Source organism: Micromonospora zamorensis (genome assembly GCF_900090275.1).
GTDB lineage: Bacteria > Actinomycetota > Actinomycetes > Mycobacteriales > Micromonosporaceae > Micromonospora > Micromonospora zamorensis.
The window spans coordinates 6,821,419-6,839,003 of the sequence record NZ_LT607755.1; the positions used below are offsets into that span (position 1 = coordinate 6,821,419).

Here is a 17,585-nt window from a genome sequence, read left to right on the forward strand (position 1 = left end):
CATGAGACGTTTACCCGATGTGCGGATCCAATGATCCTGGTCACAGTCTTGTGGGGTTCGGCAGACGAGCTGGGGGGGACGACGGTGAGCACCGTCACGCTCAAGGACGTGAGCAAGGTCTTCAGGGACGGCACGCTGGCGGTCGACAGCATCAATCTTGATGTGAACGACGGCGAGTTCATGGTGCTTCTGGGGCCGTCCGGCTGCGGCAAGTCGACGGTGCTGCGGATGATCGCCGGGTTGGAGGATCCGACCCAGGGCGCGGTGCTGCTCGACGGGGAGTTGGCGAACGACCTGCCTCCTCGCGACCGCAAGATCGCAATGGTCTTCCAGGACTTCGCGCTCTACCCGCACATGAGCGTCGGCGACAACATCGCCTTCCCACTGCGCCTCGCGGGAATCGAGCAAGAGCCGCGGGACGAGCGGGTCAGCGACGTGGCCAGCGCGCTGGGCATCGGCGACGTGCTGGCCCGTAAGCCGGGCCAGCTCTCCGGCGGCCAGCGGCAGCGGGTGGCGATGGGTCGGGCGATCGTCCGGCGGCCCGGCCTGTTCCTGATGGACGAGCCGCTCTCGAATCTGGACAGCGGCCTGCGCGCCGAGCTGCGCGCGGAGATCTCCGGCCTGACCCGGGAGCTGGGGGTCACCACCGTCTACGTCACCCACGACCAGGCCGAGGCGCTCACCATGGCCGACCGGGTCGCCATCATGCGCCGCGGCGTGCTCCAGGACGTCGGCACACCCACCCAGGTGTACGGCCGGCCGGCGACGCTCTACGTGGCCGCCTTCCTGGGCAGCCCACGGATGAACCTGCTGGAGGCGTCGGTCTACGTCCACCTCGACCGGTACGTCACGCTGAACCTCGGTGACCAGTCGCTCTACCTGCCCTGGAACGACATTCGCAGTCGGGCGGTGGCGCACTACCACGGTGAGCGGATCGTGGTCGGCATGCGGGCCGAGGCACTCACCCCGGTCGCCCCGGACAGCCCCGGCGACGTGCTGCGGGGGCGGATCCGCTACCTGGAGCACCACGGGCACGAGTCGCTGGCGTTCCTCGACATCGGTGCGACAGCGGTCGTGGTCGACGAGATGGGTGCGCCGGTCGAATCGCCGCCGGTCGGTCAGCGCGGCCTGCGTCGGTTCGGCTCGGTGATGCAGCGCCTCACCGGCAAGCCGGTGGAGCCGCAGGAGGCATCGAGTGGCGGCGGCACCCAGACCAGCGTGCTTCCCGACCCGGGCCGGCACCACCGCCGGCCGGCGGAGCTGGCGGTGCGGCTGGCGCCGTACCCGGCGGTCAGCGCCGGTCATCCGCTCGCCGTCTCGGTCCGGATGGACGCGCTGCACTTCTTCGACGAGCGTGGCGCCCGGATCGACGTGGGTTGGCGCTGACGACTCGCCGGAGCGGGGTGGCGGGCCCACCGTCCGGTGTCCTACCGTCTGCGCACCCAGTCCACAGTGAAAGACCTCCGAGAGGGGTGCACCCGTGTCGGGTGACCGTCCCAGCCCGCTCGTCATCGAGCGCATCCTGCGCGATCGCGGGAGCATCTGGCAGCAGATCGTGGCCGAGCGTGACCTCAACGCGCTGACCGTTCGCATGCTGAGCAGTTCCGCCATCGCGTTGGCCTGTTACGGCGCGGTGCTGGGCGCCTTCCACAGCCCGCTGATGGCGCTGACCTCCGCGTTGAAGCTGCCGCTGCTGTTCCTGGTCACGCTGGCCATCTGCCTGCCCACGCTCTACCTGTTCAACCTGGTCTTCGGCGCCCGGCTGTCGGTGCGTCAGTCGTTGGCGCTGGTGATGGTGGCGATCACGGTCACCTCGATGCTCGCCGTGGCGTTCGCGCCGATCAGCCTCTTCTTCCTGATCACCGCGCCCGACTACGGGTTCTTCAAGCTGCTCAACGTGGCGATCCTGACCCTGTCGGCAGTGGTCGGGTTGCGCTTCCTGACCGGCGGGATGCAGGTGCTCAACGACCACGGCCTGCTTGCGCCGGAGGCCGCCAACGCCCAGGCGAACGCGCCGGTCGCGGTCCAGGCCGCCCCGGCCCCGGTCCAGGCTGTGCCGGCCCCGGTCCAGGCTGTGCCGGCCGCCGTGCCCGCCGGAGCGACCCCGGCCACCGGTCAGGGTGCCGAGCCGGTGGCCGTGCCGGTCGGGGCCGCGGTTGCCGAGTCGACGCCGAACGGCGCCGCGACCGCCGCGCCGGTTCCGGCGCACGTGCCGGCTCAGTGGGCCGGCCAGCCGGTGGGCGCCTCGTTCCCTCCGGGCGCCCCGGTGGCGCAACGCCCGTGGGGCAGCCCGCCCGTCCGACGCGGCGACCCGTCGCAGCGGCCAGCCAGCATGACCCTGCTCTACATCTGGATCCTGCTCTTCGGTTTCGTCGGCACCCAGTTGGCGTGGACGCTGCGCCCGTTCTTCGGTGACCCGGGCCAGGATTTCGCCTTCTTCCGCAGCATCGACGGCAACTTCTACGCGGAGATCCTGCGGACGATCGCCAACCTCTGAGCACCGGTCGAGCGGGGAAAGGCCCTGGTTGCCGGCCTGGTTACCGGCTAGTAACGTCAGGACATGACCATCGACTCCCGCCAGGTGGCGGCCGGCATCCTGGAAGCGGTGCCCTTCGCTCGTACGCTCGGCATCGAATTCGTCGAGGTGGCACCCGAGGCAAAGGGCGGGGTGCGGGCGGTCGTCCGGCTGCCCGACTCGCCGGCCACCCACAACCACATCGGCGGCCCGCACGCCGGTGCCATGTTTACCCTCGGCGAGACGGCCTCCGGCGCGGTCGTGCTGGCCGCCTTCGGGCAGCTGTTCGACCGGGCCGTGCCGCTCGCCGTCCGGGCCGACATCGCCTACCGCAAGCTCGCCATGGGCCCGGTGCTGGCCACCGCGCGGCTCGGGCGCCCGGCGCTCGAGGTGATCGAGGAGCTGGAGTCCGGTCAGCGGCCGGAGTTCCCGGTCGAGGTGGAGATCGCGACCGAGGAGGGCAAGCCGACCTCGGCGATGACCGTGATCTGGACGCTGCGGCCGAACTGAGGCGCGCCGGGGCGGCGGAAACGGGTTTGCGGGCCCAGTGGGGTGGATAGATTCGTACCGTGCTGGGCCTACCTGCTCACGTGACCGCCTGTCTCTTCGATCTGGACGGTGTGCTGACGCAGACCGCCCGCGTGCACAACGCCGCCTGGAAGCAGACCTTCGACGAGTTTCTCCGGCAGCGAGCCACCGTCTCCGGCGAGCCCTTCCAACCGTTCGACCCGGGCCCGGACTACAACCGCTACGTCGACGGGCGACCCCGGGCCGACGGCGTCCGCTCGTTCCTCGCCTCCCGCGGCATAGTCCTCCCGGAGGGCACCCCGGACGACCCGCCGGACGCCGACACCGTCAACGGCGTGGGCAACCGCAAGAACGTCCTGCTGCTGGAACGCCTCCGCACCGCCGGCGTCGAGGTCTACCCGGGCTCGGTGCACTACCTGGAGGCGGCGAGGGCCGCCGGGCTGCGCCGGGCCGTGGTGACGGCCAGCGCCAACGGTGGCGAGGTGGTCGCCGCCGCCGGGCTGGAACCGCTGCTGGAGGCCCGGGTCGACGGCCTGGTCGCCCGCGCCCAGGGGCTGCGTGGCAAACCGCACCCCGACACCTTCCTCGCCGGGGCCACACTGCTCGGCGTCGACCCGACACGGGCCGCCGTCTTCGAGGACGCGCTCTCCGGGGTGGCTGCCGGCCGTGCCGGTGGCTTCGGCTACGTGGTCGGCGTCGACCGGGTCGGGCAGGCCGACGAGTTGCTCGCGCACGGCGCCGACATCGTGGTCCAGGACCTCGCCGAGCTGCTCGCCGTCGCCGACCCGTCGGCGCCGGGCCGTGCCGCCACCGCCCACGCCGCCGATGAACGAGGCCCCGCGTGATCCGGGAGCGGGCCTATCCGGTCGAGCCGTGGCACGTCCGGGAGACCCGGCTCGACATGGACGTGCTGGCCCAGTCGGAGTCGGTCTTCGCGCTCTCCAACGGGCACGTCGGCCTGCGCGGCAACCTCGACGAGGGTGAGCCGCACGGCCTGCCCGGCACCTACCTCAACTCGTTCTACGAGCTGCGACCACTGCCGTACGCGGAGGCGGGCTACGGCTTCCCCGAGTCTGGGCAGACCATCGTCAACGTCACCAACGGCAAACTGATCCGACTGCTCGTCGACGACGAGCCGCTCGACGTGCGCTACGGGGAGCTGCTGGCCCACGAGCGGATCCTCGACCTGCGAGCCGGCACCCTGCACCGGGAGGTGCACTGGCGCTCGCCGGCCGGCCGGGAGGTCAAGGTCCGCAGCACCCGGCTGGTCTCCTTCACCCAGCGGTCGGTCGCCGCCATCAGCTACGAGGTGGAGGCCGTCGACGGCCCGCTGCGGCTGATCGTGCAGTCCGAGTTGGTGGCCAACGAGTCGCTGCCCGCGCAGAGCAAGGACCCCCGGGTGGCGGCGGTGCTGGAGTCACCTCTGCAGGCCGAGGAGGAGCTGACCACCCCGGACGGTGGACAGCTGATCCACCGCACCAAGGTCTCCGGGCTGCGGGTGGCCGCCGCCATGGAACACGAGGTCCACGGCCCGGACCACACCACCATCGAGTCCGAGGGCTACCAGGACTGGGTCCGCACCACCATCGCCTGCGTGCTCAAGCCCGGCGAGAAGCTGCGGGTGGTCAAGTACCTGACGTACAGCTGGTCGAGCCGGCGGTCGCTGCCCGCACTGCGCGACCAGGTCGGCGCGGCGCTGGCCGGGGCCAGACTGGACGGCTGGGATGGCCTGCATCGCGAGCAGCGCAACTACCTCGACGCGTTCTGGGACGCGTCCGACGTGCTGGTCGAGGGCGACCCGGAGGTGCAGCAGGCGGTCCGGTTCGGTCTCTTCCACGTGCTCCAGGCCGGCGCCCGCGCCGAGCAGCGGCCGATCTCGGCGAAGGGGCTGACCGGCCCCGGTTACGACGGGCACGCGTTCTGGGACACCGAGATGTTCGTCCTGCCGGTGCTCACGTACACCCAGCCGAGCGCGGTCCGCAGCGCTCTCCAGTGGCGGCACAGCACGTTGGATTCGGCGAGGGAGCGTGCCGAGACGCTCAACCTCAGGGGTGCCGCCTTCCCCTGGCGGACCATCGAGGGGCCGGAATCGTCGGGCTACTGGCCGGCCGGCACGGCGGCCTTCCACATCGCCGCCGACATCGCCGATGCCATGCGCCGCTACGTGATGGTCACCGGGGACACCCAGATGGAACGGGAGATCGGGCTGGAACTCCTGGTCGAGACCGCCCGGCTGTGGCGTTCGATCGGCCACCACGACCGGCACGGGCAGTTCCACATCGACGGCGTCACCGGCCCGGACGAATACACGGCAGTGAAGAACGACAACGTCTACACCAACCTGATGGCACAGCGGAACCTGCTCGCCGCCGCCGAGGTGGTGATGCGCTACCGGGACGACGCGTTCCACCTCGGAGTCACCGACGAGGAGGCCGCGAGCTGGCGGGACGCGGCCACCTCGATGCACGTCCCGTACGACGAGGAGCTTGGGGTTCACCAGCAGGTGGAGGGCTTCACCCGGCTCCAGGAATGGGACTTCACCCACACGCCGGCGGAGAAATATCCGCTGCTGTTGCACTACCCGTACTTCGAGCTGTACCGAAAGCAGGTGGTCAAGCAGGCCGACCTGGTCCTCGCGATGCACTGGCGGGGAGACGCGTTCACCCCCGAGCAGAAGGTGCGCAACTTCCTCTACTACGAGCGCCGCACCGTACGCGACTCGTCGTTGTCGGCCTGCACCCAGGCGGTGCTCGCCGCCGAGGTGGGCCACCCGGAGCTGGCGCACACCTACCTGCGCGAAGCCGCGCTGATGGACCTGCACGACCTCAACGAGAACACCCGCGACGGCGTACACATGGCGTCGTTGGCCGGCGCGTGGCTCGCCCTGGTCAGCGGGTTCGGCGGCCTGCGCGACCACCACGGCGAGCTGTCCTTCGCCCCCCGGCTCTCCAGCCGACTCAGCCGGTTGGAATTCTCCCTGCAGTGGCGGGGGCTGTCGCTGCGGGTGGATGTCCGACCACACCAGACGACATATTCGCTCCGCCACGGCGGCCCGGACGACGTGGTGGAACTACGCCACCACGACCAGGTGCTACGGGTCACCTGCGACGAGCCGGTGACGGTGCCGGTGCCCCGGGCGGAGCCGTCCGGCCCCGCGCCCGAGCAGCCACCGGGCCGGTCACCGCTGCTGCGGCTGCCCGAGCGCGAGCAGTGACGGTCGGGGCGGGATTCGCTCCCGCCCCGACCGCCTCGCACCAGTTGTCAGACCGGCTCGCCGGTCAGCACCTACGTCAGACCGGCTCGCCGGTTGACGGGCGTCCGATCGCGTCCCGGGGCGCAGCCGCCTTGGGATCGTCGGGCAGCCGGGCCGAAGCGGCCTGGTCCCCGAAGTCCTGGTTGCGCTCGGCGTCCTGTTCGCGCTGGGCCCGCTCGGTCATCTGCTGCTGCTCGGAAATCTGCTGCTTGGCCATGGCGATCCTCGCGATCCGTCGGGGCGCGGCTGCGCCGACACGGTCTGCGGTCACTCGTCGCGTACCCGGCGCCCCTTTGGGCAAACGCGGCCCGCCGGCGCGGCCGTCGGCGTGCGTGCGGCGCGGCCGGCGGGGTACCCGGCCCGTAGGCGAACTCACGGAGGTGGGCATGGACGAGCAACGCAGCACGGTGGCCATTCCGGTTGGCGACGCCCAACTCCCCGCTGATCTGATGCTGCCCGCTCAGCCGGTCGGTGTCGTGCTGTTCGCACACGGCAGCGGCAGTTCCCGGCACAGCCCGCGCAACGTGGCGGTGGCCCGTGCGCTGAACGGTCGGGGGCTCGGCACGGTGCTGGTGGACCTGCTCACGCCGACCGAGGACGAGGTGGACGCGCGCACCGCGGAACTCCGGTTCGACATCGGGCTGCTGGCCAGTCGACTGGCCGGGATCGTCGACTGGTTGGCGGTGCAACGCCCCGCCGGTGACGTGCCGATCGGGCTGTTCGGCGCCAGCACCGGGGCCGCCGCCGCACTCGTCGCGGCGTCGTCCCGGGCGGATCGGGTGGGTGCCGTGGTCAGCCGGGGCGGCCGACCGGACCTGGCCGAGGAAGCACTGGCGCAGGTGCGTACGCCCACGTTGCTCCTGGTCGGCGGCCTGGACGAGGAAGTGATCGCGCTCAACGAGCGGGCGCTGGCCGAGTTGGGGGAGGTCGGTGAGCTGCGGGTGATCCCCGGCGCCACCCACCTCTTCGAGGAGCCCGGCACCCTGGAGCAGGTCGCCGACCAGGCTGGCACCTGGTTCACCACACATCTCAGCCGGTGATCACTCCGCCGGCACGAGAGCCGAGGTCGCACGGCGCTGTTGGACGGTGTCGATGACGCGCCAGAGGACGGCGGTGATCGGGACGCTGACGAAGGCGCCCGCGATCCCGGCGATCAGCGTGCCGGCCGTGACCGCCACCAGGATCACCGCCGGGTGCAGCCGTACCTGCCGTTTCATCACCAGCGGCTCCAGCAGGTTGCCCTCGATCTGCTGCACCGCGATCACCGCGGCGAGGGTGAGCAGAGCGGTGGTGGGGCCGTTCGCGGCCAACGCCACCAGCACCGCCACCGCACCGGCCACCGTCGCTCCGATGATCGGCACGAACCCGCCGAGGAAGGTGATCAGAGCCAACGGCAGGGCCAGCGGCACCCGCAGCACCACCAGAGCCAGCCCGATGCCGAGCGCGTCGATCGCGGCGATCAACATGGTGCCCCGGCTGTACGCACCCAGGGTCTGCCACCCGGCCCGGCCGGCCTCGGCCATCACGGGCTGGGTCGCGCCGGACATCCGGGACACCAGCCAGTGCCACATCGACCGGCCATCCTTGAGCAGGAAGAAGAGCAGCACCAGGGCGAGCAGTGCGGAACCGAACACCTCGGTGGCCGTCCGGGCGCCCGCCACCGGGTCCGGCGAGCTGCCGCTCAACCCCTGCCGGGCCTGGTCCACCAGCCGGTCCAGCTGCGCCTCGGTCACCGGCAGCGTCGACGTCACGAAGTCCCGACTGCGCTCGACGCCCTGCGTCAACTCCTGACTGAGCTGGTCGAACTGACTGGCGGTCAGATTCCACACCAACGCGCCGACGCCGACCAGGATGCCGAGCAGCAGAAGTACGGTGCACAGCGCGGCCAGTGCCGACGGCAGACGCAGCCGACGCAGCAGGAGCAGCACCGGGTCGAGCAACGCGGTGAGGAAGATGGTGGCGGCCAGCGCGATGGCCAGCGGTGCCAGCAGGACGGCAATCTTGCCCAGCAGGTAGAGCCCGGCGACGATCACCACCAGGCAGGCGCTCCACAACACCGCGGTTCGGACCAGCCAGGGCAGTGCCGCCCACGACTGGCGCGGGCCGGCGCCGCTCGTTGTCGCTCCGGGATCCGTTGTCGCTCCGGGATCCTCTGCCGCCATGTCGGCCTCCTCGATCTCGGCGAGTCGGTACCCAGCCGGTCCTGCGCCGACACCCGTATCGCTCCAACTGCACGCTGGCCGCTGCCCGCGCGGATCGTACGCCGCTCGGTGTGCCCCGGGTGGATGTTCGCCAACCGCGTTCAGGGCGACGGCGTTTGCGCTGTCCGCCCAAGGGAACGCAATCAGGAGCAACCGGACCTGAGGAGGAGCACCGTGGGTGATTTCATGGACAAGGCCAAGGACTTCGCGGACAAGCACGACAAGCAGGTCGACCAGGGCATGGAAAAGGCCGGCGACATGGCCGACAAGCGCACCGGCGGCAAGTACGACGACAAGATCGACAAGGGTGTCGACCAGGCCCAGGCGCGCACCGGTGAGGGTGACCAGGTCCGTTGATTCGCCAGACGCCTCCCGGGTCGCCGCGCCGTCGGCGACCCGGGAGTGTTCTGTGTGGACGCACCGGTCAGCGCTGCTGCTCCTCGCGTAACTCGTCCGTCGAGGTGGGCCGGCCGCTCAACGCGTCGCGCAGCCGGTCCACCAGGCCGATGCCCGGTGCGAGCAGCTTGTTCGCCGGCGGGTGGTGCGGTTTTCCCGGGTGCGGGCGGGTCGGGCCGATCTCCTTGACCGCCGTCACCTTGTCGGCGACCTCGATCAGCTCCTCCCGGGCGGTCGCCGCGCGCAGCCGGGGAAAGAGTTCGTTCTCCTCCTCGCGTACGTGGTCGCGGATCGTGCTCACCAGGTGGGCGAGCAACTCGTCGAAGCGCGGGTCGGACGGGTCGACGGACTCCAGCTCCTTCATGGTCCGTTCGGCGTCGGTGTGCTCCGCTATCTCGCGGTCGGCGATCTCATTGCCGTCGGGCAGCGCCTTGCGGGCGATCGGATAGACGTACGCCTCCTCGGCGACCGAGTGGCGGACGAGTTCGGCGATCACGACGTCGACGAGTTGGCGGCGGTGTTCGAGGGTGCCCAGTCCGGTCTCCAACTCGACGAAGAGGGCCTCGACCTCACGATGGTCGGCGACCAGGATGTCGACGACGTCATGGTCGTCGTCGTTCTGCGGGTTGCTCATGTCACGGCCCCTTACCGGTTGCGGATCGGTGGGAGGTGTGAGGCCCAGGTACCCCCACGGGGCTGCACAAACCCATGGACGACGATGCGTTGCAGGATCCAGGTGGGGCCTGTGGTGGCGCTGGTGCCGGATCGACACGACTGCCCCGCCGCGGCCGGGGTAAGCGCCGCCATGGCCGACGACCGCCCACCCGCCGACCGCGACCGGTCGCGGTTCGGCGAGGCTGCCGAGCGGAGCGGTCAGGCCGTCCAGCGGGCGCGCGACCGGGGCGGACAGGCCGGCCGGATCCGGGCCCGCCAGTGGGAGGTCACCCTGGTGATCTCCATCCAGGCCGGGCTCGCGGCGGCGATCGCTGCTCTGCTCGCCAAGAATCTGCTCGGGCCCGGATCGCACGTCTTCGCGCCCGCAGCCGCCGTCGGTACGATCGCCACCGCCATCGGCCAGCGGGCCCGACGCACGTTCGAGCTGTTGGGTGGCGTGGCCCTGGGCATCATCATCGGCGACACGCTGCGTTTCCTGCTGGGCTCCGGCCCGTGGCAGACCGGTGTGGTGGTCGCCCTGGCCATCGCCGTAGCCCTGCTCGTGGCCGGGAGGGGCGGCCCGCTGGTCGGTCAGGCCGGCGGTACCGCCGTGCTGATCGCCACGCTGGCCCCGATGGAACGTGGCCTGGAGCTACCCCGGATCTTCGACGCGCTCGTCGGCGGGGCGGTCGGCCTGGTGGTGGTCGCGCTGTTGCTGCCGGTGAACCCGATGCGGGTCCTGGACCGGGCCGCAGCGCCGATCTTCGCGGTTCTCTGCGAGCAGCTCGCCGAGCTGGCGCAGGGGTTGCGGGACCGCGACGGGGACCGGACGCTGCGCGTCCTCGATCGGCTGCGGGGCACCGAGGACGACGTCAGCAGGCTGCACGACGCGTTGAGCGGGGCGGAGGAGGTGGTGACGCTCGCCCCGGTCCGCTGGCACCGCCGCGAGCAGTACCACCGGTACGCCCGCAGCGCGGATCACCTCGAACGGCTGCTGCTGGACACCCGCGCCCTGGCCCGCTGGTCGTCGACCGCCCTCCAGTACGACGAGCCGATCCCGCCGCAGCTGCCGGACGCGATGACCCGGTTGGGTCAGGCGGTGGCGGAGATGCGTACGGAGTGCCGCGTCGGCGACGACCCACGACGAACTCTCCGGTTGATCGAGGAGTGTGCCGAGTTGGCCGGGCAGGCTGCTGCGAGTGGGGTCAAATCGTTCGGCGAGTCCCTGGTCACCGGGCTGCGTACCGCGGCCAGCGACCTGCTCCGGGCGTGCGGTTGTGAACCCGACGACGCCAACCGGATCGTGCGGCGGGCCGCCGGCGCCGGTGAGGCGGCAGTGCACCCGCTGGTCCGGCGACAACTGCACCGCGTCCGGCCGACGCGGGCCCTGCGAGCTCGTCGGCGCGCGCACCTGGCCGCCCGGATGCGGATGGCGAACGGGCCGGCCTCCCCGCAGGGGAGACCGGCCCGGTGACACCGTCAGATCAGGAGGAGTAACCGCGTTCGGCGATCCAGTTGGCGACCTTCGGCAGGCTCATCCAGTACTCGCCCAGCGTCGGGTCGGCCGGGTCGGCGACCCGGATGCTGTCCCCACCGTCGCGGTAGCCGACGAGCGTCAGGTAGTGGCCACCCTCGTACGAGTGCGGGTTGCCGTCGGTGTCGACGGTCGTGCCCTTGATGTTGGCCACCACCGGCCGGCCGGCGTCCACCGCGGCCAGTACGTCCCGGCGCAACTGCTCGACCTGGTCGGGCCGGGCCACGGAGTCACGAATCTCGGTGGTCCGGTACTTGCCACCGGTCAGTTCGTTCAGCACCCGGGTGGTGTCCAGGGCCGAGGCGGTGCCGGCCTCGGTGGTGCCGAGCAGCTTGGCCACCTCGTCCTGGGAGAGCGCCTTGCCCTGGGCGGACAACGCGATCCGGGTCGCGGCCGGGCCGCAGTAGTAGAAGTTGGGCTGGGCCTGGTAGTCGATGCCGAGGACCCGCTCGGCGGAGCGCTGCGTCTGGCTCGACGAGGTCGACGCGGAAGGCGTCGGGGCGGCCTGGGCGGCTACCGCGGGGCCGAGGGCGCAACCGCCGGCGACGAGCAGGCCGACGACGGACAGACCGCTCTTCTGGACGATCGGGTTCATGGTCGAGTCTCCGTTCGGGGGTTGACGCCTCCGACAGGCGGAGGGCGCAGCACCGGGAATGGCGCTCGGCTCATCACGGGGGCGACGACCAGCGGCGGTCTGGGCCACTGGCGTACCGGGGACGTAACAGCCCTGCTCCGGCCGGCATTCCGCCGGCCGCGAGTGCGGGCGTCGCGATCAGGTGTAACGGCTGCCGGCCGGGAGGGATTCCGGCGAATCGGGCTGCGCTGACCGTGACCCGTCCGGACGACCCGTCACACGGTCGGGGTCAGAGGCTCCCCAGGAGCCGGGTCACGGTGATCTCGATGACGACCCGCTCCGGATTCGGACGGGGGGTCCGATACCGCTCGGCATAGCGACGCTCGGCCTCCGCCACGGAGGCGGGATCCGACCGCAGGACCGCGCGGCCCTCGATGGTCAGCCAGCGGCGGCCATCCACGTGGCACACGGCCACTGCCGCGCCCGCCGGGCCCGCAGCGGCCACCTGACGGGCCTTGCGGGACGCGCCGGAGGTGATCACCCGGGCCAGCCCGGCCGCCGGGTCGAGGGTGACCCCTACCGGTACGACGTGCGGGGTGCCGTCGGCGCGCAGGGTGGTCAGCGTCGCGAGGTGCCGTTCCGCGCAGAAGGCGACAACCCGCTCATCGCGCACGTCCAGTCTATGATCGCCCGCCATGCCCGTCCCCTGTCCGCCGAACCGACCCCGATCATGGCACGCGACGGTGGGCGTGGTCCCGATCCGGCAGGGCGTCCGGCTGACCGGGCAGTTGTCGACCGGCCGCCCGCCGTTGGTGCACCAGCCGGGTGAGGTAGATCAGCGCGGCGGCCAGGACACCCATGTCATCCAAATAGATCGGGTCCGGGAGCACGTCGACCGGGAAGATCGTGTAGATCAGCGCCCCGTAGAAGGCGAACTTGCCGCCCGCGCCTAGCCCGGTCAACATTCGTCGCGTACGCACCACCCGCACCGCCAGCACCACGGCACCGACCAGTGTGGCGATCGCCAGGATGCCGGCGACCACCACGAGCACCCACGCCTGTCGGGACATGCCGTCACGCTAACCCACCCGACGCCATACGGCTCAGAACGCGGGCACCGTCGCACGACCGCGAGCGATCACCTTGTTCTCCCGGGTCTGGTCGACTGCCGGCCGGACAACTTCGCTGAGCGGCAACACCGACGCCGACTCCGCGACCCGCCGTCCGGTCGCGGCGTGGGCCTCCTCGCGCAGACTGCGGGCCGCCGCCACTGCCAACTCGGCCGCCCGCCAGGCAACCTGCTCCTGCTCACGGGCGGCGGCGTGCCGGGCCGCCAGGTTGTCGCGGATCGCCCGTTGCAGCACCAGCTCCTGCTCGACCGGGTGCAACCGCGGGTCCCAGCCGTCCCGGTGCGCGAAGACCTCACTGAGCTGCTCCACCGACAACTCCCGCCGCCAGTACGCATCGAGGGCGGCACGGTGCAGGTAGCGCTCACGGTCCACGTACTCCGCCGGGGTCCGGGCGGTGTGCGGCAGCGGCATCGCGGCCGCGGCGGCGAGCCGTCGCACGGCTGCCTCGGCCGCCTCGCACGTCTGCCAGGCTGCCTCCACCGCCTCCTGCGCGGCCACCCACTCCGCCCGGCGGCGCTGCGCGGTGGTGGTGGCCCGCTCCGCGGCAACCGCGACCTCCTGCGCGTAGCGGCTCTGCTCCCGTTCCTCCTGCGCGTGTTCGAGTTGGCTCGGCATGGCCGCGCGACGGATCCGGGCGACCGGGTCGAGGCGAAGTCGACCGGGCCGCAGCAGGAGAGCGGCGACAGCAACAGCGACCACCCCGAGCAGGCTCAGCCAGATGACGGCGGCTCGGGACAGGTCGGGCAGGACGGCGGAGAGGACGGTTTGCATGATCAGCACCTCGCGCTCGAAGGCGGGTATCGACGGGTGTCAGGAGGAGCCCGACGGCGCCGGTCGGCCGGGAGGTGGGATCGTGCCGTCAGCGGCGACTAAGGTGCCGCGACGGATCACCCGCAACCGGGCCCCGGGGACAGCCGGGCCTGGATCAGCGGGTGGGCGGACCGCGCCGCGCCGGGGTGCCACGGCCGGGATCGATGGCCGGCGCGTGCCCCGGGACCGCAGTGACCGGACCGGGTGCGGCGATGGTGTCGACCGCGCCGGCGGGCGGGGCGGCGGGCTGGCCCGCGCGCTCGGCGGCCGGCACGGCATCGGGGCGGACGGTGGCCACCCGGCTGCTCACGGCACTCGGCCGCGCAGACGTCGGGGCGGGCGGTGAGGTCGCGGCGAGAGCGCCACCGAGGCCGACCGCGAGCACCAGCGCGGTGATCGCCAGTCGGGTCATCTCGCGCAGTGACCGCAGCACAGCCCACGGGGCTGGGCGGACACAGGCTGCGGACGACACCCGACCAACCTATCGCCCGACCCGGCGCGCCGCAGCACGGCGACCGCCGGTTTCTGCCGTGACCGCCACCACCATGCGCACTGTGGACGCCGAATATCAAGATCCGGGAAGGCGGCGCCCCCGGCCGGAGCTGGTCCGGTCGGGGGGCACCCCGTGTCGTTCGTCCGGCAGCGCCGGGGGCGACTGCTCGCCCGTGGCGGATCGCGGTCAGTCGCTGGCGCCGAGCACAGGCGGCGCTGCGTTGTCTCCGTCGCGCCACACCATCTCGTCCTCGGTCAACCAGGTCAGCCGCTCATCGGAGTCGTCCTCCTGAGGCCGACCCCGTCCTCCGAGCACGCCGGAACCGCTGCCGCCCGCTCCGCGGCCGCTGCCGGTCGCGCCTGCACGACCCCCACGCTGGCCGTCGATGCTGCGCCCGATCCCGCTGGCGGAGCGACTGTCAGCCGGGGCGGCCGCACCCGTCGGACGAGCCGACGTGGTGGACGTGCTGCTCGAACTGGCGAGCGTGGCGGTGCGGAGGACCCCACCGGCCGGTGCCCCACCCTGCGCGCCGTAGAGCAGACCTGGGCCGGTGCCGGCGCCAGCGGTCACGGTGGTCGGCCCGGACAGACCAGCCAGCCCGGCGGCACCACCAGCGACCAACGCGCCGCCGACCAGCGGGTCCGCCCCGGCGAGTGAGGTGCCGCGGACATCGACATCGCTGCCGACGCCGATCGTGCCGCTGCCGACGGTCGGCGCCCCACCGGTGCCGGGGACGCTCTGCTCGGGGAACGAGCCACCGCCGGTGACCGGCGGCGCGGCGACGCGGTCGGGCCTCGCGATGGTCGCGCTGCCGGTGTGCGCGGTGACGCCGGTGCTGCTGGGCCCGGCGGTCGCCGTGGCGATGCTCGGAACGCCCCGCGGGGACGTCGGGTCCTTGCTGACCGTGTCGGGAGTGTCCGGTCCCGGCAGGGGCGGGTCGACCACGCGGTCGTAGGCGGAGATCTCGTAACCGTCGGCCAGTTTGGCCACCAGGTTCACCATCCGCTGGTGGGCCTTCTCCTGCTCTTCCTTGTCCTGCTGGTGACCCGCGAGGCCCATGACCACGGCGCCCGGCAGACCGAAGGTGATGGCACCCTTGGCCGCACCGGACAACGCCTTGTCGTTGTCGTCGGTCTCCTCCGGGCTCTCGGCCTGCTTGCGGGCCGTGCGCAGATGGTCGGCCATCATGGTCAGCCCCTGCTTGACGCCGGACATCCCGTCGCTCAGCGCGTCGGAGTGGGCGACGATCAGGCTGAGTCGCCGGTGGAACTCACGACCGGCCGAGCCCGTCCAGGTGTTGCCGAGCTTCTCCAGGTCGCCGCTCAGCTCCCGGCTGAGACCGTCCAGGATTCCCTTGAGCTCGGCCCACTGGGCGGCCACACCCTCGATCTGCTCCGGCTGGCCGGCCATCACGCCGTCATAGAGCTCCTGGTGGCTGCTGCCCTCGTAGCGGTGGGTGGAGTCAGACACGCCCGTCCTCCTTCGGCTGCAACGCCTGGTCGACCCCGGTCAGCGCGGCGGTGACATCGGTGGCGTTGGCCGCGTTTCGTGCCTCGGCGGTGCGGTAGTTGCTCAGGATCGTGCTCGTCGCCTGCTGTGCCGCCAGCACCGCCCGCCGCACGCGCTCAGCCTGGTCGACATAGGACTGGTGGACCTCGCTGTAGCGGCGCGCCTTGTCGGTGGCGTCGAAGAACGAACCCAACGCGGGTGGGCGGCACTGCATCTCGGTGTTGAGCTTGCGCAGCACCGACTCCACCTGGCTCAACCGCGATGCCAGATGCAGGTGGAAGTCCTCAAGGGACAGCAGGTCGACTTCCGTACGCCCGGTCATGGCAAACATCCCCGTCGTTCTGGTTGACAACCGTCAGCGACACTCAGGTTAGTCCACCACTGCGACACGGGGCGACCCGTCAAGGCTGCTCAGCCGTCGGCCCCCGTCGATCCCGACGCCGTCGGCGTCCCGCCGCCCGCCCCACCGGTCGGCGGCGCCGCGCCGTTCGCCGGAGGAGACGGCGCCGGTCCGGCCGGAGATGCGGCCGCCGCCGACCCGTCCGGCGAGAAGACCGAGAGCGCGTCCTCACGCTTCAGGGTGGGTCCGGTCGGGATCAGTGCGAGCAGCGAACCGGGCACCGCGAGCGGAGTGACCCCGCCGTAACCGAGCACCCCCAGCGTCGCCGCCGAGCCGAGGGGGTATCGGATGCCCTGCGGGCTGATCAGGTAGATCGTCGAACCGGCGGCACCGGAACCGCTGGTCCCGGCACCGGGCGAGGCCTGCGCGATGACGCCCTTGCCGCCGGGCAGCAGCACCGCCTCGGCGGTGCGTACGGCGTCCCGCCTGGTCTGTGGCACCGGCACCGCGCCCGGATCGGTCGCGGTCAGCTCGTTCGGCACCCGGTCGAAGACCTCCAGGGTCGTGGTGGGAGGGCCGCCGGAACTGCTCGCCCGGTAGGTCGCGCAGAGGGCGGTCCGACCCGACGCGGCCGGGTGGAAGGCGGGCATCGTCTCCGGCAGCCCCTCCTCCTCGACGCGCTGCTCGACATACAGCTCGCCCGCCTGGTTGGGGGTGATGTCGGTGATCTGACCGCCGCCGCCGACCATCAGCAGGGCGGTGATCTCACTGATCGACGCGAGGCCCTCCCGGGTGAGCACGTAGTGCCGCCCGGCCGCGCTGAACACCTGACCGATGGTGGCCGGTCGGCTGGCCACCATCCGGGTGCTGGACTCACCCTCACCGGCCAGCGACGGCTTGCGCAGCGGTGGCCCGGCCGGTACGGCGTTGAGCAGTTGCTGCCCGACCCGCAACTGCGCGGCGCCGGGCAACTTCAACGCCGTGATCGTCTGGTCACCGCCGAGCACCTGGAGTCGGATGTTGTTGGTGACCAGGTACTTCTGATCGTCCACCACGACCAGCACCGCCCGGTCGCCCAGCGGCACACCGCCGGGCAGCGCCCGGTCGATCACCACCCGGGTGCCGGAGCGCTGCGGGTCGACCGGATCGGGCACGTCGCAGACCGACCAGGGCAGACCGGTCAGCGACTTGCGGTCCGGCAGAGCGTCCGGCGCCCCGACGATGCCGAGGGTCAACCCCCGTGGACGGTCCCGCAGTGCCGCCTGGGACATCGTCCGCACCTCGGCGTCGGGCTTGTCGAGGATCAGGCGGGCCGACGCGTAGTTGAGCGTCGGATGCAGCTGCCCGCTCATGAAGACGTACGTCGCGCCGGTTTCCCGTTCGATGACCAGGGTCTGGTCGTTCAGCGGCGCGGTGTTCCCGGTCAGCTGGCCGTAGGCGCCGACGCCACCGAGCACGACGGCTGCGGTGATGACACTGCCGAAGACGGCCATGCCGAGCCGCCGCATCGGCAGGTTGGTGGTCTCCGGATCGCCCGACAGCAACGCGGAGACGATCCGGCGGGTGACGAAGCGGTACGCCTGCACCTGATCGCGGCGGGTCCGCATGACTTACCTCCGGCGGGGTGGATCCGCGACGATCAGGTCGG

The 17,585-nt window shown here is 71.7% G+C and carries 19 protein-coding genes; 8 read left to right on the top strand and 11 right to left on the bottom strand.

Annotated elements, in window-relative coordinates:
• Nucleotides 1-84 precede the first annotated feature (84 nt).
• From GA0070619_RS30750 to GA0070619_RS30770, 5 genes are all read left to right on the top strand, one after another.
• On the top strand, nucleotides 85-1,386 hold the full coding sequence (locus GA0070619_RS30750; RefSeq protein ID WP_088952167.1) for an ABC transporter ATP-binding protein: 1,302 nt from the start codon (nucleotides 85-87) through the stop codon (nucleotides 1,384-1,386).
• 94 nt (nucleotides 1,387-1,480) lie between these two features.
• Nucleotides 1,481-2,497, top strand: a complete 1,017-nt coding sequence (locus GA0070619_RS30755) for a hypothetical protein (protein WP_088951241.1) — start codon at nucleotides 1,481-1,483, stop codon at nucleotides 2,495-2,497.
• A gap of 63 nt (nucleotides 2,498-2,560) precedes the next feature.
• Nucleotides 2,561-3,025 carry a DUF4442 domain-containing protein gene (locus GA0070619_RS30760; RefSeq protein WP_088951242.1) on the top strand — a complete coding sequence of 155 codons (465 nt, stop codon included), beginning with the start codon at nucleotides 2,561-2,563 and terminating at the stop codon, nucleotides 3,023-3,025.
• A 59-nt stretch (nucleotides 3,026-3,084) separates the two neighbouring features.
• A complete protein-coding gene (locus GA0070619_RS30765) occupies nucleotides 3,085-3,888 on the top strand; it encodes a beta-phosphoglucomutase family hydrolase (RefSeq protein WP_088951243.1) in 804 nt (267 codons plus the stop codon).
• A complete protein-coding gene (locus tag GA0070619_RS30770; protein ID WP_088951244.1) occupies nucleotides 3,885-6,257 on the top strand; it encodes a glycoside hydrolase family 65 protein in 2,373 nt (790 codons plus the stop codon). The genes GA0070619_RS30765 and GA0070619_RS30770 overlap by 4 nt, the downstream gene beginning before the upstream one ends.
• A 76-nt stretch (nucleotides 6,258-6,333) precedes the next feature.
• On the opposite strand, the gene GA0070619_RS30775 is transcribed toward GA0070619_RS30770, so the two are convergent.
• Entirely contained in the window at nucleotides 6,334-6,513 is a 180-nt protein-coding gene (locus GA0070619_RS30775; protein WP_088951245.1) for a hypothetical protein, read from the bottom strand.
• A gap of 169 nt (nucleotides 6,514-6,682) precedes the next feature.
• On the opposite strand from GA0070619_RS30775, the gene GA0070619_RS30780 reads away from it, so the two are divergent.
• Nucleotides 6,683-7,336, top strand: a complete 654-nt coding sequence (locus GA0070619_RS30780) for a dienelactone hydrolase family protein (protein WP_088951246.1) — start codon at nucleotides 6,683-6,685, stop codon at nucleotides 7,334-7,336.
• On the opposite strand, the gene GA0070619_RS30785 is transcribed toward GA0070619_RS30780, so the two are convergent.
• A complete protein-coding gene (locus tag GA0070619_RS30785; protein ID WP_088951247.1) occupies nucleotides 7,337-8,458 on the bottom strand; it encodes an AI-2E family transporter in 1,122 nt (373 codons plus the stop codon). It abuts the gene before it with no gap.
• Between the two features lie 225 nt (nucleotides 8,459-8,683).
• Here GA0070619_RS30785 and GA0070619_RS30790 point away from each other — a divergent pair, with 225 nt between their 5' ends.
• On the top strand, nucleotides 8,684-8,854 hold the full coding sequence (locus GA0070619_RS30790) for an antitoxin (protein ID WP_218908168.1): 171 nt from the start codon (nucleotides 8,684-8,686) through the stop codon (nucleotides 8,852-8,854).
• A 67-nt stretch (nucleotides 8,855-8,921) separates the two neighbouring features.
• Here the strand turns inward: GA0070619_RS30790 and GA0070619_RS30795 are convergent, their stop codons facing one another.
• Nucleotides 8,922-9,527: a hemerythrin domain-containing protein gene (locus GA0070619_RS30795; protein WP_088951249.1), complete on the bottom strand. Its 606-nt coding sequence runs from the start codon at nucleotides 9,525-9,527 to the stop codon at nucleotides 8,922-8,924.
• A 123-nt stretch (nucleotides 9,528-9,650) separates the two neighbouring features.
• Between GA0070619_RS30795 and GA0070619_RS30800 the strand changes: the two genes are divergently transcribed.
• Nucleotides 9,651-11,021, top strand: a complete 1,371-nt coding sequence (locus GA0070619_RS30800; RefSeq protein WP_231927195.1) for an FUSC family protein — start codon at nucleotides 9,651-9,653, stop codon at nucleotides 11,019-11,021.
• A gap of 10 nt (nucleotides 11,022-11,031) precedes the next feature.
• Here the strand turns inward: GA0070619_RS30800 and GA0070619_RS30805 are convergent, their stop codons facing one another.
• The 8 genes from GA0070619_RS30805 to eccB form a co-directional block, all read right to left on the bottom strand.
• Nucleotides 11,032-11,676, bottom strand: coding sequence for a C39 family peptidase (locus GA0070619_RS30805; protein WP_088951250.1), 645 nt, complete (start codon nucleotides 11,674-11,676; stop codon nucleotides 11,032-11,034).
• A 268-nt stretch (nucleotides 11,677-11,944) separates the two neighbouring features.
• Nucleotides 11,945-12,352 (bottom strand): pyridoxamine 5'-phosphate oxidase family protein, encoded by a 408-nt coding sequence (locus GA0070619_RS30810; RefSeq protein ID WP_088951251.1) that lies wholly within the window; start codon nucleotides 12,350-12,352, stop codon nucleotides 11,945-11,947.
• A gap of 31 nt (nucleotides 12,353-12,383) precedes the next feature.
• Nucleotides 12,384-12,725, bottom strand: a complete 342-nt coding sequence (locus GA0070619_RS30815; RefSeq protein ID WP_088951252.1) for a YkvA family protein — start codon at nucleotides 12,723-12,725, stop codon at nucleotides 12,384-12,386.
• Between the two features lie 33 nt (nucleotides 12,726-12,758).
• Entirely contained in the window at nucleotides 12,759-13,556 is a 798-nt protein-coding gene (locus GA0070619_RS30820) for a hypothetical protein (protein WP_088952169.1), read from the bottom strand.
• 154 nt (nucleotides 13,557-13,710) lie between these two features.
• A complete protein-coding gene (locus GA0070619_RS30825; protein WP_157744117.1) occupies nucleotides 13,711-14,067 on the bottom strand; it encodes a hypothetical protein in 357 nt (118 codons plus the stop codon).
• A 207-nt stretch (nucleotides 14,068-14,274) separates the two neighbouring features.
• Nucleotides 14,275-15,558 (bottom strand): WXG100 family type VII secretion target, encoded by a 1,284-nt coding sequence (locus GA0070619_RS30830; RefSeq protein ID WP_088951254.1) that lies wholly within the window; start codon nucleotides 15,556-15,558, stop codon nucleotides 14,275-14,277.
• A complete protein-coding gene (locus GA0070619_RS30835; RefSeq protein ID WP_088951255.1) occupies nucleotides 15,551-15,919 on the bottom strand; it encodes a hypothetical protein in 369 nt (122 codons plus the stop codon). Before GA0070619_RS30835 ends, GA0070619_RS30830 begins: the two co-directional genes overlap by 8 nt.
• An 89-nt stretch (nucleotides 15,920-16,008) precedes the next feature.
• Entirely contained in the window at nucleotides 16,009-17,544 is a 1,536-nt protein-coding gene (gene eccB / locus GA0070619_RS30840) for a type VII secretion protein EccB (RefSeq protein WP_088951256.1), read from the bottom strand.
• Nucleotides 17,545-17,585: the final 41 nt, after the last annotated feature.